Consider the following 15,540-nt stretch of genomic DNA (forward strand, 5'->3'; position numbering starts at 1 on the left):
GATCTCCTGCTTGTCTCTTCTCTATCTCTTTAATTTTCGTTGTTTGAGTAAAAGTCCTACGTACTACTACTTAGTTCTTTGGTCTAATACTGAATTTATTGGCTGCGTAGCCTGCGTGCTCATTCCCATTTCTTATTAACAGATGTCGATGCATTCTTTGGTTGAATCATAAAGTACTCATAGAAAGAGTATTGAACCCAACAAAGGACGTGAACATGAGTCTTATTTCTAACTCCCTCACTCGAGTGTTTAAAAACGTAGCGGTTACCGCGACAGCTTGTTTAGCAATGGTTGCTACAGGCGCGACAGCTGCTGACAAAGTCTATCGTTTGAAACTGGCGGAAACTTGGGGACCAAACTTCCCAATTTTCGGTGATACGACTAAGAACATGGCCAAGATGGCTGAAGAGATGTCGAACGGTCGTCTACAAATTCGTATCGACTCTGCGAATAAACACAAAGCGCCGCTAGGTGTATTCGATATGGTGAAATCTGGTCAGTACGATATGGGTCACTCTGCATCGTATTACTGGAAGGGTAAGGTGCCAAACACGCTTTACTTCACTTCGATGCCTTTCGGTATGCTACCAACAGAGCAGTACGCTTGGTTCTACTACGGTGGCGGTATGGAGCTGATGGAGAAGGTTTACTCTCCACATAACCTACTTTCGTTCCCAGGTGGTAACACAGATACTCAGATGGGTGGTTGGTTCCAGAAAGAGATCAACTCAGTAGAAGATCTACAAGGTCTTAAAATGCGTATCCCAGGCTTCGCTGGTGAAATCTTAGCAGAGCTAGGTGCTAAGCCTACAAACATCGCACCGGGCGAGCTATACACGTCTCTAGAGCGTCGTACGATTGATGCATTGGAGTGGGTAGGTCCATCTCTAGATTTACGTATGGGCTTCCACAAAATCGCACCTTACTACTACACAGGTTGGCATGAGCCAGGTACAGAGCTTCAGTTCCTAATCAACAAGCGTACTTGGAACAAGCTACCAGATGACCTGAAAGCGATTTTACAAGTAGCGATGAAGACTGCTGCTTACGACATGTACACGCAATCTAAACATGAAAGTGGTAAGAACTGGGCTTCAATCCAGTCTGAGTACCCAAATGTTCAGGTAAAAGACTTCCCAGTTGAAGTAATGACTGCACTTCGTGAAGCGAATGACCGTCTACTGAAAGAGCATGCTGACAAAGACGCAACTGCGAAAGAGATTCAAGCTTCGCAAGCGGCTTACATCGAGCAAGTTCGTCCATGGTCAAACATCTCACACCGTGCTTACCTAAACAGCCAAGCACAGTAATAGGTTTGCGTATTAAAGCGTAATCCAAAAAATCGGTAGCTTGGGCAAGTCTTAAGCTACCGAGAAGCCCAAGAAAACCTCTTTGCAGTTTCACCTTAAATAATAACGAAACGCCAAGAGCCCCTAATACAGCTCCGCTGTTGCATTGAGCGGAGCCATTTCAAATTCCATGGAGTAGGGAATGAGAAGTCTAATTTATATCGAACGAGCCTTTAATCGTTTTGGTGATTTCCTTGGCTGGTTATCCAGCATCCTGTTCATCTTGTTGCTTGCCAACGTGGTGTATGACGTTGTGATGCGTTATGTATTTAACGACGTGTCGATTGCGTTTCAGGAGATGGAATGGCACCTATTCTCGGCCGTATTCCTACTTGGCGTTCCTTATGCTATCAAAGCGGGTGGCCACGTACGTGTTGACCTGTTTTACGAGCGTCTTTCCAATCGTGCTCAAGCCATTATCGATTTGCTAGGGACAATATTCTTCCTATTCCCGTTCTGTTTGTTGGTAGCTTGGTACGGTATTGATTTTGCCAAAGAGAGTTACTCACTAGGTGAAACATCGGGAGATCCTGGCGGCTTGCCGTATCGCTGGATTATTAAAGCGATGATCCCATTGTCATTCCTATTTATGGCAATCAGTGGTGTTGGCCTGATGCTGCACTCACTGAATAAGATATTTAACCCACACCTGATTCAGTCACACGAGCAAAAGTAAGGAGACAAAAATGATCGGTATTGTAATGTTTTTTGTAGCCTTGTTTGCGTTGCTACTTGGCTTCCCGGTTGCGTTCACCTTTGGTGGTATCGCGTTGATTTTTGGTGTGTGGGCCGAAGGCATGGATATGTTTGCCTTCATGCCTTATCGAATCCAATCCATCATGGAAAACACGGTGTTGATGGCGGTGCCATTGTTCGTGTTCATGGGGTTGGTCTTACAGAAGACTCGTCTTGCTGAGCAGTTGCTTGAATCCATGGGTAAGCTGTTTGGTGGTGTACGAGGTGGTATCGCTATCTCGACAGTCTTGGTAGGCGCACTACTTGCTGCCTCGACAGGTGTAGTAGGGGCTTCAGTGGTAGCAATGGGTCTTATTTCACTCCCTGTTATGCTTAAGTACAACTACGACAAAGGGTTAGCGTGTGGCACCATCTGTGCTTCCGGTACTCTAGGGCAGATCATCCCACCTTCTATCGTACTTATTCTGCTAGGTGATGTGCTTGGTGTACCTGTTGGAGACCTTTTCCAAGCGGCAGTATGGCCGGGTTTGGTATTGGTTGGTGCTTATGTGTTGTACATCCTTATCTACGCAAAAATGAACCCTGAAGCGGCGCAAGCGATCCCAAGTGACGATAACATCAGCCGTAAGCAAGAAGTTATTACCGCTCTGAAAGCTGTGATTCCGCCTCTAGCTCTGATTGTTGTGGTACTAGGTTCAATCTTTGCGGGTGTTGCGACGCCAACGGAATCAGCCGCTCTTGGTGGTGCCGGTGCTATCGTATTAGCGCTACTTTACCGTCAGTTTAGCTGGACAATGGTATACGAAGCGTCAAAAGAGACAGTGAAAGTGACAGCAATGGTATTCGCTATCCTTCTAGGTGCAACGGCCTTCTCTATGGCGTTTACCTACACTGGTGGTGACTACCTAGTTGAAGAGTGGATGCTACAAATCCCGGGTGAGAAGTGGGGCTTCCTGATTATCACGATGTTGGTTATTTTGATTCTTGGTTTCTTCATCGACTTTGTTGAGATCTGTTTCATCATCGTACCAATCATTGCACCCGTTGCTGAGATCATGGGCATCAACATGACGTGGTTTGCAATCTTGATCGCAATGAACCTACAAACCTCTTTCTTAACACCACCATTCGGATTTAGCCTGTTCTACCTGAAAGGCGTAGCGCCAAAAGGTGTGACGACGCGTGATATTTACCGTGGTGTAATGCCGTTTATCGGGATTCAGATACTGGTGCTCGCATCGCTATTGGTATTCCCTGAATTCTACGGAATGTGATCGCCTGATTACATAAAATTAACAAGTCTTGATAAAGTAAAGCTGCTCTTAGGGGCAGCTTTGTTTTTGTACTAAGCTGCAAGGAGATTGGCTGTTTCGGCCAAAGAGCGAAATAATGAAAGCATATAGAGCTGACGTATCCAAGGAGTGGAAATGCCTCTAAAAGCGAAACTGATTCTATTAAGCCTATTACCCTTGTTGTTGGTGATGGCTCTTACCAGCTGGATCTCTGTTTTCCAAGCCAAGACCTTGGGTGAAAAAGAGGTGGAGCTGTTCCATTCAAGTTTGATTAAGTCTAAAGAGTCTGCATTAAAGGATCTGGTCGATCTGGCGTTTGATGCAATCTCTCACATCTACAACGATCCCGATATGGACGAAGCCGAAGCTCAGCACGCCGTCAAAGCGATCATCAGCAAACTGCGCTACGGCACAGATGGTTATTTCTTTGTTTATGATGAGTTTGGCACCAATCTTGTTCACCCAGTCATGCCTGAGCTGCAGGGAGAGAACCTTCTTCATATCCAAGACGAAAACGGCAACTATTTGATTGAGTCTTTGTTGGCGCAAGCAAGAAGTGGCGGTGGCTTTCACCACTACCTGTGGCAGAAGCCGTCCACTAATGAGATTGTCCCTAAACTGAGTTATGCATCGTGGCTAAGCAAATGGAATTGGATGATAGGAACCGGGCTCTATATTGAAGATGTCTCTCAAGAAGTGACCAATATGCAGTCTGCGGTTAATAACAATATCGAAACCACTTTCTTCACCATGGTGGTCATTGTAACGGTAACCGTGGCCGTAATTGTGGTGCTGACACTCGCGGTTAACCTGCATGAACATCGTATTGCAGACAAGAGTCTCAAAGAACTTGCCCACAAGACTGTGATGTTCCAAGAAGACGAGAAAAAGCATCTAGCTCGCGAACTTCACGATGGGATAAATCAATTACTTGTATCGAGTAAATGTCACCTAGAGCTGTTAGGGACTAAACTGGATGATGACACCCAAAAACGACATTTGGAGAAGTGCCAGAACTCGTTAATGACAGCAATCAACGAAGTTAGGCATATTTCTCACAATCTTCGCCCAAGTGCCTTGGATGATTTAGGGCTTGAAGCGGCACTGAATTCACTGTTGATTGATTTCAAATCACATTCTCAGATAGAGACAGAAGCTGCAATCAGTTTAAATGGTTTAAAGTTGAAATCAGAAGTAACAACAACACTTTATCGTGTTGCTCAGGAGTCATTGACCAATATTGAGAAGCATGCGAGTGCCAATAGTGTGAGAGTGGCACTTCAGCCTTTGGGCAGTATGTTGCAGCTAATTATACGCGATGACGGCGTTGGTTTTGATGTCAGCACAACACTGCGCAAGTCGGGTATTGGACTGCGTAATATGCGCGAACGCGTCGAGTTTATTGGCGGTGAATTTGAATTGGAAAGTGAGCCGGGCTTCGGCACAGAGATCACCGTATTATTGAAATTAGATGGATTAGTTTATGGATAAACCAATTAAAGTGGTGATCGTCGATGATCATCAAGTGGTATTAGATGGATTTATCGCACGTTTGCACTTAGAGCCTAAGATCGAAGTGATTGGGTCTGCAAGCAATGGTTTAGAAGCGGTTGAAGTGGTGAAAGACCTACAACCCGATGTGGTGTTGATGGACGTCAGCATGCCGATTATGAATGGCATCGACGCCACTCGATTGATTAAAGAAGAGACGCCGGAGATCAAAGTGCTGATGTTAACCATGCACGACAACCGTGAATACATCATGAAAGTGATGCAGTCGGGTGCTGTGGGTTACATGCTTAAAGAGATATCCGCTGAGAAAATGGTGCAAGCGATTAAGACCGTTAATCAAGGCTCCACCTATTTCTGTGAGAAGGTGACTCAGACTTTGTTCACTCAGCCTATCACTCCAACTCAAACAGCAAAGAATCCGTTGAGTAGACGAGAAGAGGCAGTATTGAAGCTGGTGGCGAAAGGGGAGAGCAGTAAAGCCATCGCTAAGACGTTGGATATTAGCTATCGAACGGTAGAAACGCACAGGCAAAACATAAAGCACAAATTGGACATTCATTCGACCGCTGAGCTGGCGAAATTCGCGGTTAACTCAGGCCTTGTTGAATGATTAATCTCTAGTTACCGCTATTGAAAAAGTGCTTTTTAAGCATAAAAATACTTTGACCTGAAAGTAATTTAAATCAATAGACCGACGTGTTCGGTCTTTTTTTAGTCATAAATTCGAGTAAATTGGTTACATTTGAGTGAAAACTCAGCGAACTGCCTATGGTTTACTGAAAACAACAGCTTAACCTGCTAAACTTCAGTCATCCAAGTATTTGAATTGCTGTGACAACGAACTTGTTCTGCTTGGATTGAGTGTTCTGGTTTGTTTTATTTAGTCACAATATGATTAGGGATATTACTAAATTAGTAGTACCCCGTAGAGAGGGATAATGACTAAAGGTATAGATAAATACAGTATTGACAGTACCGATTACACGGTAGGTCAAGATAACGTACAAAAATGGGGATTTGATGTTCACAACCCTGTTTTTGGTATCAGCGCAGGTCTTATTGCGCTGTTTTTAATTGGGATATTGGTTACGGATACCGCGTCGGCTAAGGCGGCACTAGACGGTGTTAAATGGCAAATCATCAACTCGTTTGATTGGCTGTTCATCTGGTCTGGCAACATTTTCGTTATTTTCTGCTTAGGCTTGATCGTTTCTCCTTTTGGTAAGATTCGTTTAGGTGGTAATGACGCGACGGCTGATTACTCATTCATGTCTTGGTTGGCGATGCTGTTCGCTGCAGGTATGGGTATTGGTCTAATGTTCTGGAGTGTGGCAGAGCCTGCAGCATACTTCACTGGTTGGTACGAGACGCCGCTTGGCGTTGAGCCTAACACACCAGAAGCAGCACGCTTGGCGATGGGTGCAACTATGTACCACTGGGGTCTTCACCCATGGGCTATTTACGGTGTGGTTGCTCTGTCTTTGGCATTCTTTACCTACAATAAAGGTCTTCCGCTTTCGATTCGTTCTATCTTCTATCCGATTTTAGGCGATCGCGCATGGGGTTGGGCTGGTCACATCGTTGATATCTTAGCGGTACTGGCAACGCTGTTTGGTCTAGCTACATCTCTTGGCCTAGGTGCGCAGCAAGCTGCATCAGGTATCCAACATGTTTTTGGTATTGAAGCTGGGCTTTCACTACAAGTGATTGTTATCAGCGTCGTGACTCTGCTTGCCGTTGTTTCGGTGCTGCGTGGTATCGACGGTGGTGTAAAAGTCATCAGTAACATCAACATGCTGGTGGCGTTCTTACTATTGATTTTGGTTGGTCTGATTGGCTATGCAGTAACGCTCGGCTCTATCCCAACCACATTGATGGCGTACATTGAGAACATCATTCCACTGAGTAACCCACACGGTCGTGAAGATGAAGCTTGGCTACATGGCTGGACGGTATTCTATTGGGCTTGGTGGATCTCTTGGTCACCATTTGTAGGTATGTTCATCGCACGTGTTTCTAAAGGTCGTACCGTTCGTGAATTTATCACAGCAGTATTGATTGTTCCGACGACAGTAACCATCATCTGGATGTCAGTATTCGGTGGCTTGGCGATTGATCAAATTGTGAACGGCATTGGTCAACTAGGTACTGAAGGCCTAACCGACATTTCACTCGCGATGTTCCAGATGTTTGATGTACTACCGTTTGGTACGCTGCTGTCAATTATTGCCGTGATTCTAGTACTTGTGTTCTTCATTACTTCGTCGGATTCTGGTTCGTTAGTAATCGATAGCATCACTGCGGGTGGTAAAGTTGATACTCCAGTACCACAGCGTGTGTTCTGGGCGTTCCTTGAAGGTGCAATTGCGGTAGCACTACTTTGGGTTGGTGGCACAGAAGCGGTACAAGCACTGCAAGCGGGTGCGATTTCGACGGCTCTTCCGTTTACGCTTATTCTATTGCTGATGTGTTTGAGCCTACTAATGGGTATGCGTACAGAGAAACGTTAATTGATCTGGTAAATCTGTAACGAAATATAGATTTCCGATCTAAATATGAGGCGAAAGAGTGATGCTCTTTCGCCTTTTTTATACACCAAATATAGGGTCCTTTATGAGACAAAAAAGGCTGATTTGAGCGCTATAAATTTGGCGAAGTGACAAGCTTTTGTCATAAAATAAAGCTATGAATCTTGTGGCGTTATTTTAGGCATTTATTTGTTAAAACCGCTCGAATTTGGTTATTAATTTGGTTAGTATGCGCGGGTTTTCCAACCACTTGTGTACTAAGAATGAAACTAACATTAAAGCAAAAGTTGATAGGCGCGAGCTTATCGGCAGTGGTAGTTATGGCAACTGCGTTGACATGGCTCTCTGCAAACCAACTATTTGAACAAACTCGTAGCGGTATTTACATGCGAGCAGAAAGCGTATCGGAAGCGGCTTCTGAAGGTATTAAAAATTGGATTGATATTCGTAGAGACATTGCATCTGCATTTAATGATTTTTCGCAAGAGAGCGATGTAGTCCCATATCTAAAACAAGCTCGTGTAGCGGGTGGCTTTGACGATATTTTCCTTGGTACACCAGAAGGTGGTATGTACCGCTCTCACCCAGAGCGTAACCGTGCAGGTTATGATCCGCGTCAGCGTCCTTGGTATCAAGAAGCGAACGCTGCAGGCAAACAGATCATCACAACGGCTTACACAGATGCGATCACTAAAGCGCTTCTAGTAACGATTGCTGAACCTGTACGTAAGAATGGTCAATTTGTTGGTGTTGTTGGAGCTGACGTACTGATTGACCAACTGGTTAGCGATGTAATTAGCCTTGATGTGGGTGACAACGCATACGCAATGTTGATCGATGCAACAGACGGTACATTCTTAGCACACCCGGATTCTGCACTGAGCTTGAAGCCTGTAAGCCAACTGTCTAACGATATCTCTATGTCGACTATTGAGAACGCAGTTCGCACGGGCAGCATCGAGATCATTAATGAGCGTGGTAAAGAGAAGCTGCTTTACTTCACTAAGGTACCAGACACGAACTGGATCTTTGCTGTTCAAATGGATCGTGCAACTGAAGAAGCGAGCCACTCAACACTACTGACTCAGCTGATCACGACTGCTGTAGTTATCACTCTAGTCGTTATCGCACTGGTATCTTGGTTAGTGGGCTTCCTATTCCGCGATCTAAACCGCGTATCTCTTGCTCTAGAAGAAATTGCATCAGGTGAAGGCGATTTAACTCAACGTCTTGAACCTAAGAGCGATGATGAAATTGGTCAACTGGCTGAAAACTTCAACCGCTTTGTGGGCAACATGCATACTATGGTGCTTAAACTGAGTGAAGTATCGGCTTCTTTGGCGAATCAAGCTCGTCAAACAGCTTCTCAAGCAGAAGAGCGCAGTGCGCGCATTCAAATGCAGCAAGATGAGATCAACATGGTTGCGACTGCTGTAAACGAGATGGCTGCTGCAACACAAGAGATCGCGGGCAACGCAGACCACACGGCACAGAACTCATCTGAAGCAGTGGGTGCGTGTGAGCACGGCACAGGCCAAGTGACTCAAACTCAAAGCTCTATTCAAAACCTTGCACAAGAAGTTCAAGTAGCGACTAACGTTATTCTTGAACTGGAAGAGCATGGTAATAGCATCAACGCGATTCTTTCGAACATTCAAGGCATCGCAGAGCAAACGAACCTTCTAGCATTGAACGCAGCTATTGAAGCGGCACGTGCAGGTGAGCAAGGTCGTGGTTTTGCTGTGGTAGCGGATGAAGTACGTGTTCTGAGCCAACGCACACACGGCTCTACGCAAGAAATCCAGCAAACTATCGAACTGCTACAAGGCACAACGGGTAAAGCGGTTAGCATTATGAACGATAGCCGTTCTCTTGCTGAAACCAGCGTAGATGATGCAAACTCTGCTGCTGCGAGCCTAACGCAGATTCACGCAGCGGTTGAACGTATCAGCGATATGGCGACACAAATCGCTTCTGCTGCTGAAGAGCAAGCATCGGTAACGTCTGAGATTACTCGTAACACTGAAGGTATTCGTGACGTATCTAACGAGCTAGCTGACGAAGCACACCAAGCGGCAGAACAAGCAGCTCAACTGTCTGAACTTTCTCATGAACTAGAGAACGAAATCAGCCGCTTTAAGCTGTAATCGAACCCAATAAAATAAAAGCCCCAACCTAGATTTAGGTTGGGGCTTTTTAGTATCTGCTTTCTGAATCGGTTTGTTAGCTTATTACTTAAACTCGAATTTGCCTTTCATGATTGCCCAGTGGCCTGGGAAAGAACAGATAAACGAGTAGTCACCACCAGCTTGCATTTTCTCTGTGCTGAAAGTAACAGAAACCGATTCGCCTCCGCCAATAACGCGTGTAAACGCATATACACGATCATCGCCCGGCTTTACGTAGTTGTTGTCGAGACCAGCAGACATACCATCAATACCAACTGCTTGAACTGACGCTGTATCAGTGATGACAACATTGTGTCCCATTGATTGTGCAGGTAATGAACCAGTGTGGTTTAGCGTTAGTGTCACCTCTTTACAGGTAGCTGGAACGCTCAGGGTATCCGTTGAAAACTTCATTTGGTCGCTGGCATCAATTGATACTTCACACTCAGAGGCTTGGGCAGTAAAACTCGCACCGATAAGAGCGACGGTGGTTGCGATTAATCGTAAAGACATACGTTGTTCTCCATTATTGTTTTTGGGGGAGGTTTTTCCTTAAGAACGATCGATACGTATTATCTTCGAAAGTTGATCATAGAAATGTGCTACAGCCAGAATTATAAGCAACTCATTGCTTTATATTTGTTAGCAAATAATATCCGTTGAGGGTGGGTAGATTTCTGATGAGCTGAAGTGGCTAAATACCGGCTTGATGAAAAAATCCGAGCGACGAGCGCTCGGATTGGTTGGTGCACGATTCCATTAGTTATTAGGGTAACCCGGGAATTGAGTTTTGAAGTCGGCTCTAGAAGGGAAGTGCTTCTCTAAGAACTTAACCACTTCCGGATCAAGACTCACTAACTCACTGTAAGTAGACGCCTTATACTCTTGAGACGTGTGACCTTTCGGATTGATGTCGTAGTAAGCGTAAAGCGCATAAGCAAGGTACTCTTGGTCGTACGACTCCGCATCTAGGTCGGCTTCAACGATGTTTGCGTCTTTAAGGTTTGGGTAGTAAGTGCCATTGCGAATTGCTGCTGCGTTTAATTCATCCAACTCTTTCTGCATAGTTGCCCAAACTGATGTTGGTTTGCTTACAGCAACTTTCATCACACCATAGTCGTGAACAAAATGAAGGATTTCTTCAAATGCCGCATCGCGACCAGTTAGGTTAGGTTTGGTCTCTTCACTCGTCGACTCAGTTGTTTCGGTCGCAAATAGATCTTGGAAGCGGTAGTTGCCTTCCAACTCATCCATGTGTGCGTCTAAACGTTCATCCCAAGACTCATCATAGAAGAAAGCCATCGACGCTTTGCTTTGATAAACCGCCTCTGCAATCTCTTTATCCATGTTATCTAGGAAGAAGCTCATAACCGCTTTCACATGAGCCACTTTTGATTCGGTGTGCATCTTAGACTTGTCTTCAATGATTAGCGGGATCTGGTAACCATGAGCGTTAATACAAGTTTTTTGAAGGATGCCAATATCGCTCAATGCTTTAGATGTCGGTTCAATCGCTGTGCAGTTGGTATGTGAGATCTTGGTATAGCCAGTTTCTGTATTCTCCGCAGAGTACGGCAAGAATTGAACACCATTACTTAGAGTTTCGCCCAATCGTACGTATAAGTTCATCGGTCTCATTGAATCGAGGTCAAACATCACACCCATATTGGCTTCAACGAAATCTTGGTTGATCAGAATATTCGATTGCTGCTTCCATAGCGTCACGTTTTTCGCGTCTTGTTCAACAGTGGATAGAGCTAACTTTTCAGGTACTGAGGTGCTGTTAAAGTTCTCGTAATACAGATTGAAATGAGTCAGTTGGTACTCTTCACCTTTATCTGTTTTGACTGTGACATTGAATGACACATCGGCATCACTCATCGTTTTGTAGTTTCGCTCTGGTATGCCATGAACTTGAGCAAATGTGCCTGTGGTGTTGGTTTTCTCGGCATACTGCGTGATATCGATATTGAAGTCTTTATTACTGTTCAATTGGAATGAACTGACAGCCAGTTGTAAGGTGTAATCTTTTCCAAGCTTAGCGATTGCGACTGGGTCACGAGCGTCAATTTGCTTTGAAGGTGCTGGAGTTGGTGTGTTCTTGTTACTTTCTTCGCTGCCACAAGCTGTGAGCAACATCGGGATTAGAAGCGTTGATAAAGCAGAAGCGTATTTCATGATTCATTGTCGTTATTGATAGGGATGAAAGTAAACTCTACAAGAATTTATAGTCGCCTTCGGTAAGGGGTTGTAATGACAATGTAATGAAAGGTCAGCAAAGGTGGCTAGGACTAGGAATAGTTGCTTGTTGGTAGGCTGGCTACTAAACAAGCAACGGAGTGGATTATGGATGTTCTTATTCGGATTGACGTTGAACTATGCGAGCATGGCTGAGTATGTGTCTTACGATAGCTTCCAAACCTTGGCTACGACTAGGGCTTAACTGAGATTGCAAATCCAGTTGAGTAAACCATGCTTTGATGTCGAATTTCAGAATACCACCGACGGTTTGGTTGTTGTATGCAATGACAACGAGAGCCAGTAAACCTTTGACTAGTGATGAGTCACTGGTCGCCTGAATTGACATTTTACCTTGTTGATCAACAGTAAGATCCAGCCACACGTTACTTTGGCATCCGGCAATAAGGTATTCATCGTCTAACTTGGCTATGGGGAACGCCTGTAGCCTTTCTCCTAACTCGATAAGGTAGACATAACGCTCTTCCCAGTCGGCGCATCGGTCAAAGTTTCGTTTAAGTTTGTCAGGGGTCATACATTACCTTAATAGTTGGCTAATTCGCTTTAATGCTTGGCAAAGCATGTCTACATCTTTTGGCCCGGTATACATGCCTACAGACGCTCTACAAACCGAATTCTGGCCAAGGCGCTTAATCAGCGGCATTGCACAGTGATGGCCGGTACGAATCGCAATTCCATATCTGTCTAGGAAAGAGCCAACATCGAATGAGTGCTGGTTTTTCATATTAAACGCCAATAGACCGGTTCGATTTTCATCGTCGCCATAAAGCTCTATTTCAGGGAGTTGTTTAATGCTATCAATCAGATAGTACATAATGCTTTTTTCGTAGGCGGAGATCTCTTTGAAGCCAATCGCTTCTAGATAGTCTATTGCTGCCCCTAAACCTAAAATCCCCGCGATGTTTGGTGTTCCCGCTTCGAACTTCCACGGCGCCTGACCAAATGAAGTCCCCAGAGGTAGTGTCACTTGATCGATCATTGCACCGCCGCCTTCCCAAGGGACCATACTATCCAGATGTTCCTTTTTTGCATAAAGGACACCGATTCCCGTAGGGCCATACAATTTATGGCCAGAGAACGCGTAGAAATCACAACCTAGATCGGTCACGTTTATTTCTTGGTGCATGACAGCTTGAGCACCATCGACCAACACTGGCACTTTAGCTTTGTGCGCCGCTTTAACAATGGTTTTAATTGGATTAACTCGTCCCAGAACATTGGAAACATGGCTGATCGCAAGCAGCTTGGTTTTGTTGTTCATTAAAGAGACAAGGTCATTCAAGTTCAGATAACCATTCTCCGCCATCGGCCAAACACGAATGGTGATATCGTAAATCTCAGAGAGCAGTTGCCAAGGAACGAGGTTGGCGTGGTGCTCCATTTCGGTCACGATGATTTCGTCGCCCGGTTTTAACCTTGGTCGTAAATAACTGTTGGCAACAAGGTTGATGGCTTCGGTGGTGCCTTTGGTAAAAACAATATTCTCGCGTGATCTTGCTGAAATAAAGTGGCTAACTTTTTCTCTAACCAGCTCCATCTCTTCGGTCGCTTTAGAGCTTAAGAAATGGACACCGCGATGAACGCTAGCGTAATCATGTTGGTAGAACTGTGTCATGCGATCAATGACGACCTGAGGCGTTTGAGCAGTCGCAGCGCTGTCTAAGTAGACGAGAGGCTTGTCGTAAACTTGAGTTTTTAAGGCAGGGAAGTCACTAAACCAAGGACTTGCTGTGACGATGGAATCAATCATGGTCGCTCTCTTTATTTAGTGACGCGTTGATTTTATCTATCGCGTATTGCCTTAATGCGGGATGTTTAATTCTTTCAGCCACATCAATGGCAAAAGCAGATGTAATCATATGTTCAGCGCGTTGTTTTGGAATGCCTCGTGCGCGTAAGTAGTTGATCTGATTTGGGTCAATCTGTCCGGTGGTAGCACCGTGACTGCACTTTACGTCGTCGGCATAGATCTCTAATTTAGGCTTGGAATTGACTTGAGCATGATCACCTAGAATAAGACTGTGAGTATCCATTTGCCCGTCTGTTTTTTGCGCTACAGGATCAACGTAAATCATTCCATCAAATACCGACTTAGATTGGTCACGAGCGATAATTTTATGATTTTGTTCACTTAAACAGTGTGGCGCATTGTGCTTGAGATAGGTGCGAGTATCGAAAACCTCTTCAGATTGAGGCAGTGATACGCTATCCATAGACACAAAGCCTTGTTCCCCAGCGAGTAAACTGCTGACTTGGTGGCGGATAAGTTGCCCCGAGTAAAGTAGGCAGCAAGAGTGGGCGCTTGCATGCGCGTTGACCGTTATATCATTGTGTCCAAAGTGGTGTTGTGCGGAGGACTCTTCGATTACCTTTGTGTGATGATAATGTGCACCGCAACCAATATGCTGAGTTAAACGAGATAACGTAACCCCACCACCAGCGCCTTCAGAGACATGGTGCTCGATGACGTTGATTTCCGAATGAGCAGCCACTTCAATGTGGTTTCTGTAGCTCGACACATCTCCTTGCTTACTTGAATTTACATGCAGCAGGTATATCGGCTTTGAAACCTGCGTGTTAGCTTCCACTTCGATTAACACGCCACACGAAGCAGTGGCATCAGTAATGTAAGTAAAAGCATCCGGCTTTATCGAACGTGATAACTCGTCGGTTTCGATGGGTGACAGTACACTTATTGGCGTCACGCGAACTTTGGGGATCCAGTCTGAGTATCTTGCAGAGAAGTATCCGTCAACGAAAACGAGTCGATAAGCGTCAATATCTAAACTGAATTCATTGTATGGCGTGTTCGCTGCAGGTTGTTCAGGAGCACTAATCATTTCAAGTGCTTTCAGTCGGTCGAGCGGTGTGTATTTCCAGTCTTCATGCTTAGAAGAGGGGAGCTCAACATCAAGCAATTTCAACCACTGCTTATTCTGCCACTCATTTGGTTGAACAAGGGTTTGAAATGAATCAAGCAATGAGAGTTTATTCTTCATCAATGATCCACCCATAACCTTTCTCCTCTAATTTGTGAGCTAACGTATGGTCGCCAGATTTTACGATTTTTCCCTTGTATAACACATGGACGAAATCGGGCTTGATGTAGTTAAGGATGCGTTGATAGTGCGTCACCAGAATAAAGGCACGCTGCTTATTCTGTAATGCGTTCACACCTTCTGATACCGCCTTAAGCGCATCAATATCTAGACCTGAATCGGTCTCGTCGAGTATGCAAAGATCGGGAGAAAGTACCGCCATTTGCAAGATATCATTGCGCTTTTTCTCACCACCTGAAAAGCCCTCATTAACAGAGCGTTGCAAGAGGTGTGGAGGCATTTTCAGTAGTTGGGCTTTCTCTTCGAGTAGGTCTTCAAAGTCGAAGCGGTCGATAGGTTCTAGACCACGATATTCGCGAATTTCGTTGAGAGCAGTATTGAGAAACAGCTTGTTGCTCACACCAGGAATCTCGACGGGGTATTGGAAAGCCAAAAATACGCCTTCGCCCGCTCTCTCTTCTGAATCGAGTTCAGTGAGATCTTGGCCTTTGAAAATAATCTCGCCGCTGTCGACTTCGTAATCGTCTTTTCCTGCTAGTGTTGCCGATAGTGTACTTTTTCCTGAACCATTTGGTCCCATGATGGCATGAACTTCACCGGGTTTAACGGTTAGGTTAATGCCCTTTAGGATAGCGTTTTCTTCAACGCTAACGTGCAAATCTTTAATTTCTAACATG

General features: G+C 44.9%; 13 protein-coding genes. 7 read left to right on the forward strand and 6 right to left on the reverse strand.

The genetic code is table 11. The features are described from left to right. Positions 1–215: 215 nt before the first annotated feature. From AC6R05_RS10690 to AC6R05_RS10720, 7 genes are all read left to right on the forward strand, one after another. Positions 216–1,310 carry a TRAP transporter substrate-binding protein gene (locus tag AC6R05_RS10690; protein WP_032549262.1) on the forward strand — a complete coding sequence of 365 codons (1,095 nt, stop codon included), beginning with the start codon at positions 216–218 and terminating at the stop codon, positions 1,308–1,310. Positions 1,311–1,491: 181 nt separating this feature from the next. Beyond that, positions 1,492–2,025 (forward strand): TRAP transporter small permease subunit, encoded by a 534-nt coding sequence (locus AC6R05_RS10695; RefSeq protein WP_032549261.1) that lies wholly within the window; start codon positions 1,492–1,494, stop codon positions 2,023–2,025. A gap of 10 nt (positions 2,026–2,035) precedes the next feature. Next, positions 2,036–3,319 (forward strand): TRAP transporter large permease, encoded by a 1,284-nt coding sequence (locus AC6R05_RS10700; protein WP_032549260.1) that lies wholly within the window; start codon positions 2,036–2,038, stop codon positions 3,317–3,319. A 153-nt stretch (positions 3,320–3,472) separates the two neighbouring features. Beyond that, a complete protein-coding gene (locus tag AC6R05_RS10705) occupies positions 3,473–4,828 on the forward strand; it encodes a cache domain-containing protein (protein ID WP_152468547.1) in 1,356 nt (451 codons plus the stop codon). Continuing rightward, positions 4,821–5,459 carry a response regulator gene (locus AC6R05_RS10710; RefSeq protein WP_150872100.1) on the forward strand — a complete coding sequence of 213 codons (639 nt, stop codon included), beginning with the start codon at positions 4,821–4,823 and terminating at the stop codon, positions 5,457–5,459. Before AC6R05_RS10705 ends, AC6R05_RS10710 begins: the two co-directional genes overlap by 8 nt. 328 nt (positions 5,460–5,787) lie before the next feature. Next, positions 5,788–7,359: a BCCT family transporter gene (locus AC6R05_RS10715; protein ID WP_152468548.1), complete on the forward strand. Its 1,572-nt coding sequence runs from the start codon at positions 5,788–5,790 to the stop codon at positions 7,357–7,359. A 281-nt stretch (positions 7,360–7,640) separates the two neighbouring features. Further along, positions 7,641–9,524: a methyl-accepting chemotaxis protein gene (locus AC6R05_RS10720; protein ID WP_032549255.1), complete on the forward strand. Its 1,884-nt coding sequence runs from the start codon at positions 7,641–7,643 to the stop codon at positions 9,522–9,524. A gap of 84 nt (positions 9,525–9,608) precedes the next feature. On the opposite strand, the gene azu is transcribed toward AC6R05_RS10720, so the two are convergent. The 6 genes from azu to sufC form a co-directional block, all read right to left on the reverse strand. Further along, positions 9,609–10,058 (reverse strand): azurin, encoded by a 450-nt coding sequence (azu, locus tag AC6R05_RS10725; protein ID WP_500647339.1) that lies wholly within the window; start codon positions 10,056–10,058, stop codon positions 9,609–9,611. A 246-nt stretch (positions 10,059–10,304) separates the two neighbouring features. After that, positions 10,305–11,723: a hypothetical protein gene (locus AC6R05_RS10730; RefSeq protein WP_500647340.1), complete on the reverse strand. Its 1,419-nt coding sequence runs from the start codon at positions 11,721–11,723 to the stop codon at positions 10,305–10,307. A gap of 178 nt (positions 11,724–11,901) precedes the next feature. After that, a complete protein-coding gene (locus tag AC6R05_RS10735) occupies positions 11,902–12,318 on the reverse strand; it encodes a SufE family protein (RefSeq protein ID WP_500647341.1) in 417 nt (138 codons plus the stop codon). A gap of 3 nt (positions 12,319–12,321) precedes the next feature. After that, positions 12,322–13,554 (reverse strand): cysteine desulfurase, encoded by a 1,233-nt coding sequence (locus AC6R05_RS10740; RefSeq protein ID WP_500647342.1) that lies wholly within the window; start codon positions 13,552–13,554, stop codon positions 12,322–12,324. Continuing rightward, positions 13,547–14,803, reverse strand: a complete 1,257-nt coding sequence (sufD, locus tag AC6R05_RS10745; protein ID WP_500647343.1) for a Fe-S cluster assembly protein SufD — start codon at positions 14,801–14,803, stop codon at positions 13,547–13,549. Before sufD ends, AC6R05_RS10740 begins: the two co-directional genes overlap by 8 nt. Further along, on the reverse strand, positions 14,793–15,539 hold the full coding sequence (gene sufC, locus AC6R05_RS10750; protein ID WP_500647344.1) for a Fe-S cluster assembly ATPase SufC: 747 nt from the start codon (positions 15,537–15,539) through the stop codon (positions 14,793–14,795). Before sufC ends, sufD begins: the two co-directional genes overlap by 11 nt. Position 15,540: the final 1 nt, after the last annotated feature.

The sequence above is a fragment of the Vibrio sp. R11-SG3-ISO9 genome, assembly GCF_059834255.1.

What these genes read in the sequence shown, in the direction of transcription:
- sufD (WP_500647343.1), bottom strand. Translation starts at nt 14,803, where the DNA reads ATGAAGAATAAACTCTCATTGCTTGATTCATTTCAAACCCTTGTTCAA.
- AC6R05_RS10735 (WP_500647341.1), bottom strand. Translation starts at nt 12,318, where the DNA reads ATGACCCCTGACAAACTTAAACGAAACTTTGACCGATGCGCCGACTGG.
- AC6R05_RS10715 (WP_152468548.1), top strand. Translation starts at nt 5,788, where the DNA reads ATGACTAAAGGTATAGATAAATACAGTATTGACAGTACCGATTACACG.
- AC6R05_RS10700 (WP_032549260.1), top strand. Translation starts at nt 2,036, where the DNA reads ATGATCGGTATTGTAATGTTTTTTGTAGCCTTGTTTGCGTTGCTACTT.
- AC6R05_RS10710 (WP_150872100.1), top strand. Translation starts at nt 4,821, where the DNA reads ATGGATAAACCAATTAAAGTGGTGATCGTCGATGATCATCAAGTGGTA.
- AC6R05_RS10720 (WP_032549255.1), top strand. Translation starts at nt 7,641, where the DNA reads ATGAAACTAACATTAAAGCAAAAGTTGATAGGCGCGAGCTTATCGGCA.
- AC6R05_RS10730 (WP_500647340.1), bottom strand. Translation starts at nt 11,723, where the DNA reads ATGAAATACGCTTCTGCTTTATCAACGCTTCTAATCCCGATGTTGCTC.
- AC6R05_RS10740 (WP_500647342.1), bottom strand. Translation starts at nt 13,554, where the DNA reads ATGATTGATTCCATCGTCACAGCAAGTCCTTGGTTTAGTGACTTCCCT.
- azu (WP_500647339.1), bottom strand. Translation starts at nt 10,058, where the DNA reads ATGTCTTTACGATTAATCGCAACCACCGTCGCTCTTATCGGTGCGAGT.
- AC6R05_RS10690 (WP_032549262.1), top strand. Translation starts at nt 216, where the DNA reads ATGAGTCTTATTTCTAACTCCCTCACTCGAGTGTTTAAAAACGTAGCG.
- AC6R05_RS10695 (WP_032549261.1), top strand. Translation starts at nt 1,492, where the DNA reads ATGAGAAGTCTAATTTATATCGAACGAGCCTTTAATCGTTTTGGTGAT.
- AC6R05_RS10705 (WP_152468547.1), top strand. Translation starts at nt 3,473, where the DNA reads ATGCCTCTAAAAGCGAAACTGATTCTATTAAGCCTATTACCCTTGTTG.
- sufC (WP_500647344.1), bottom strand. Translation starts at nt 15,539, where the DNA reads ATGTTAGAAATTAAAGATTTGCACGTTAGCGTTGAAGAAAACGCTATC.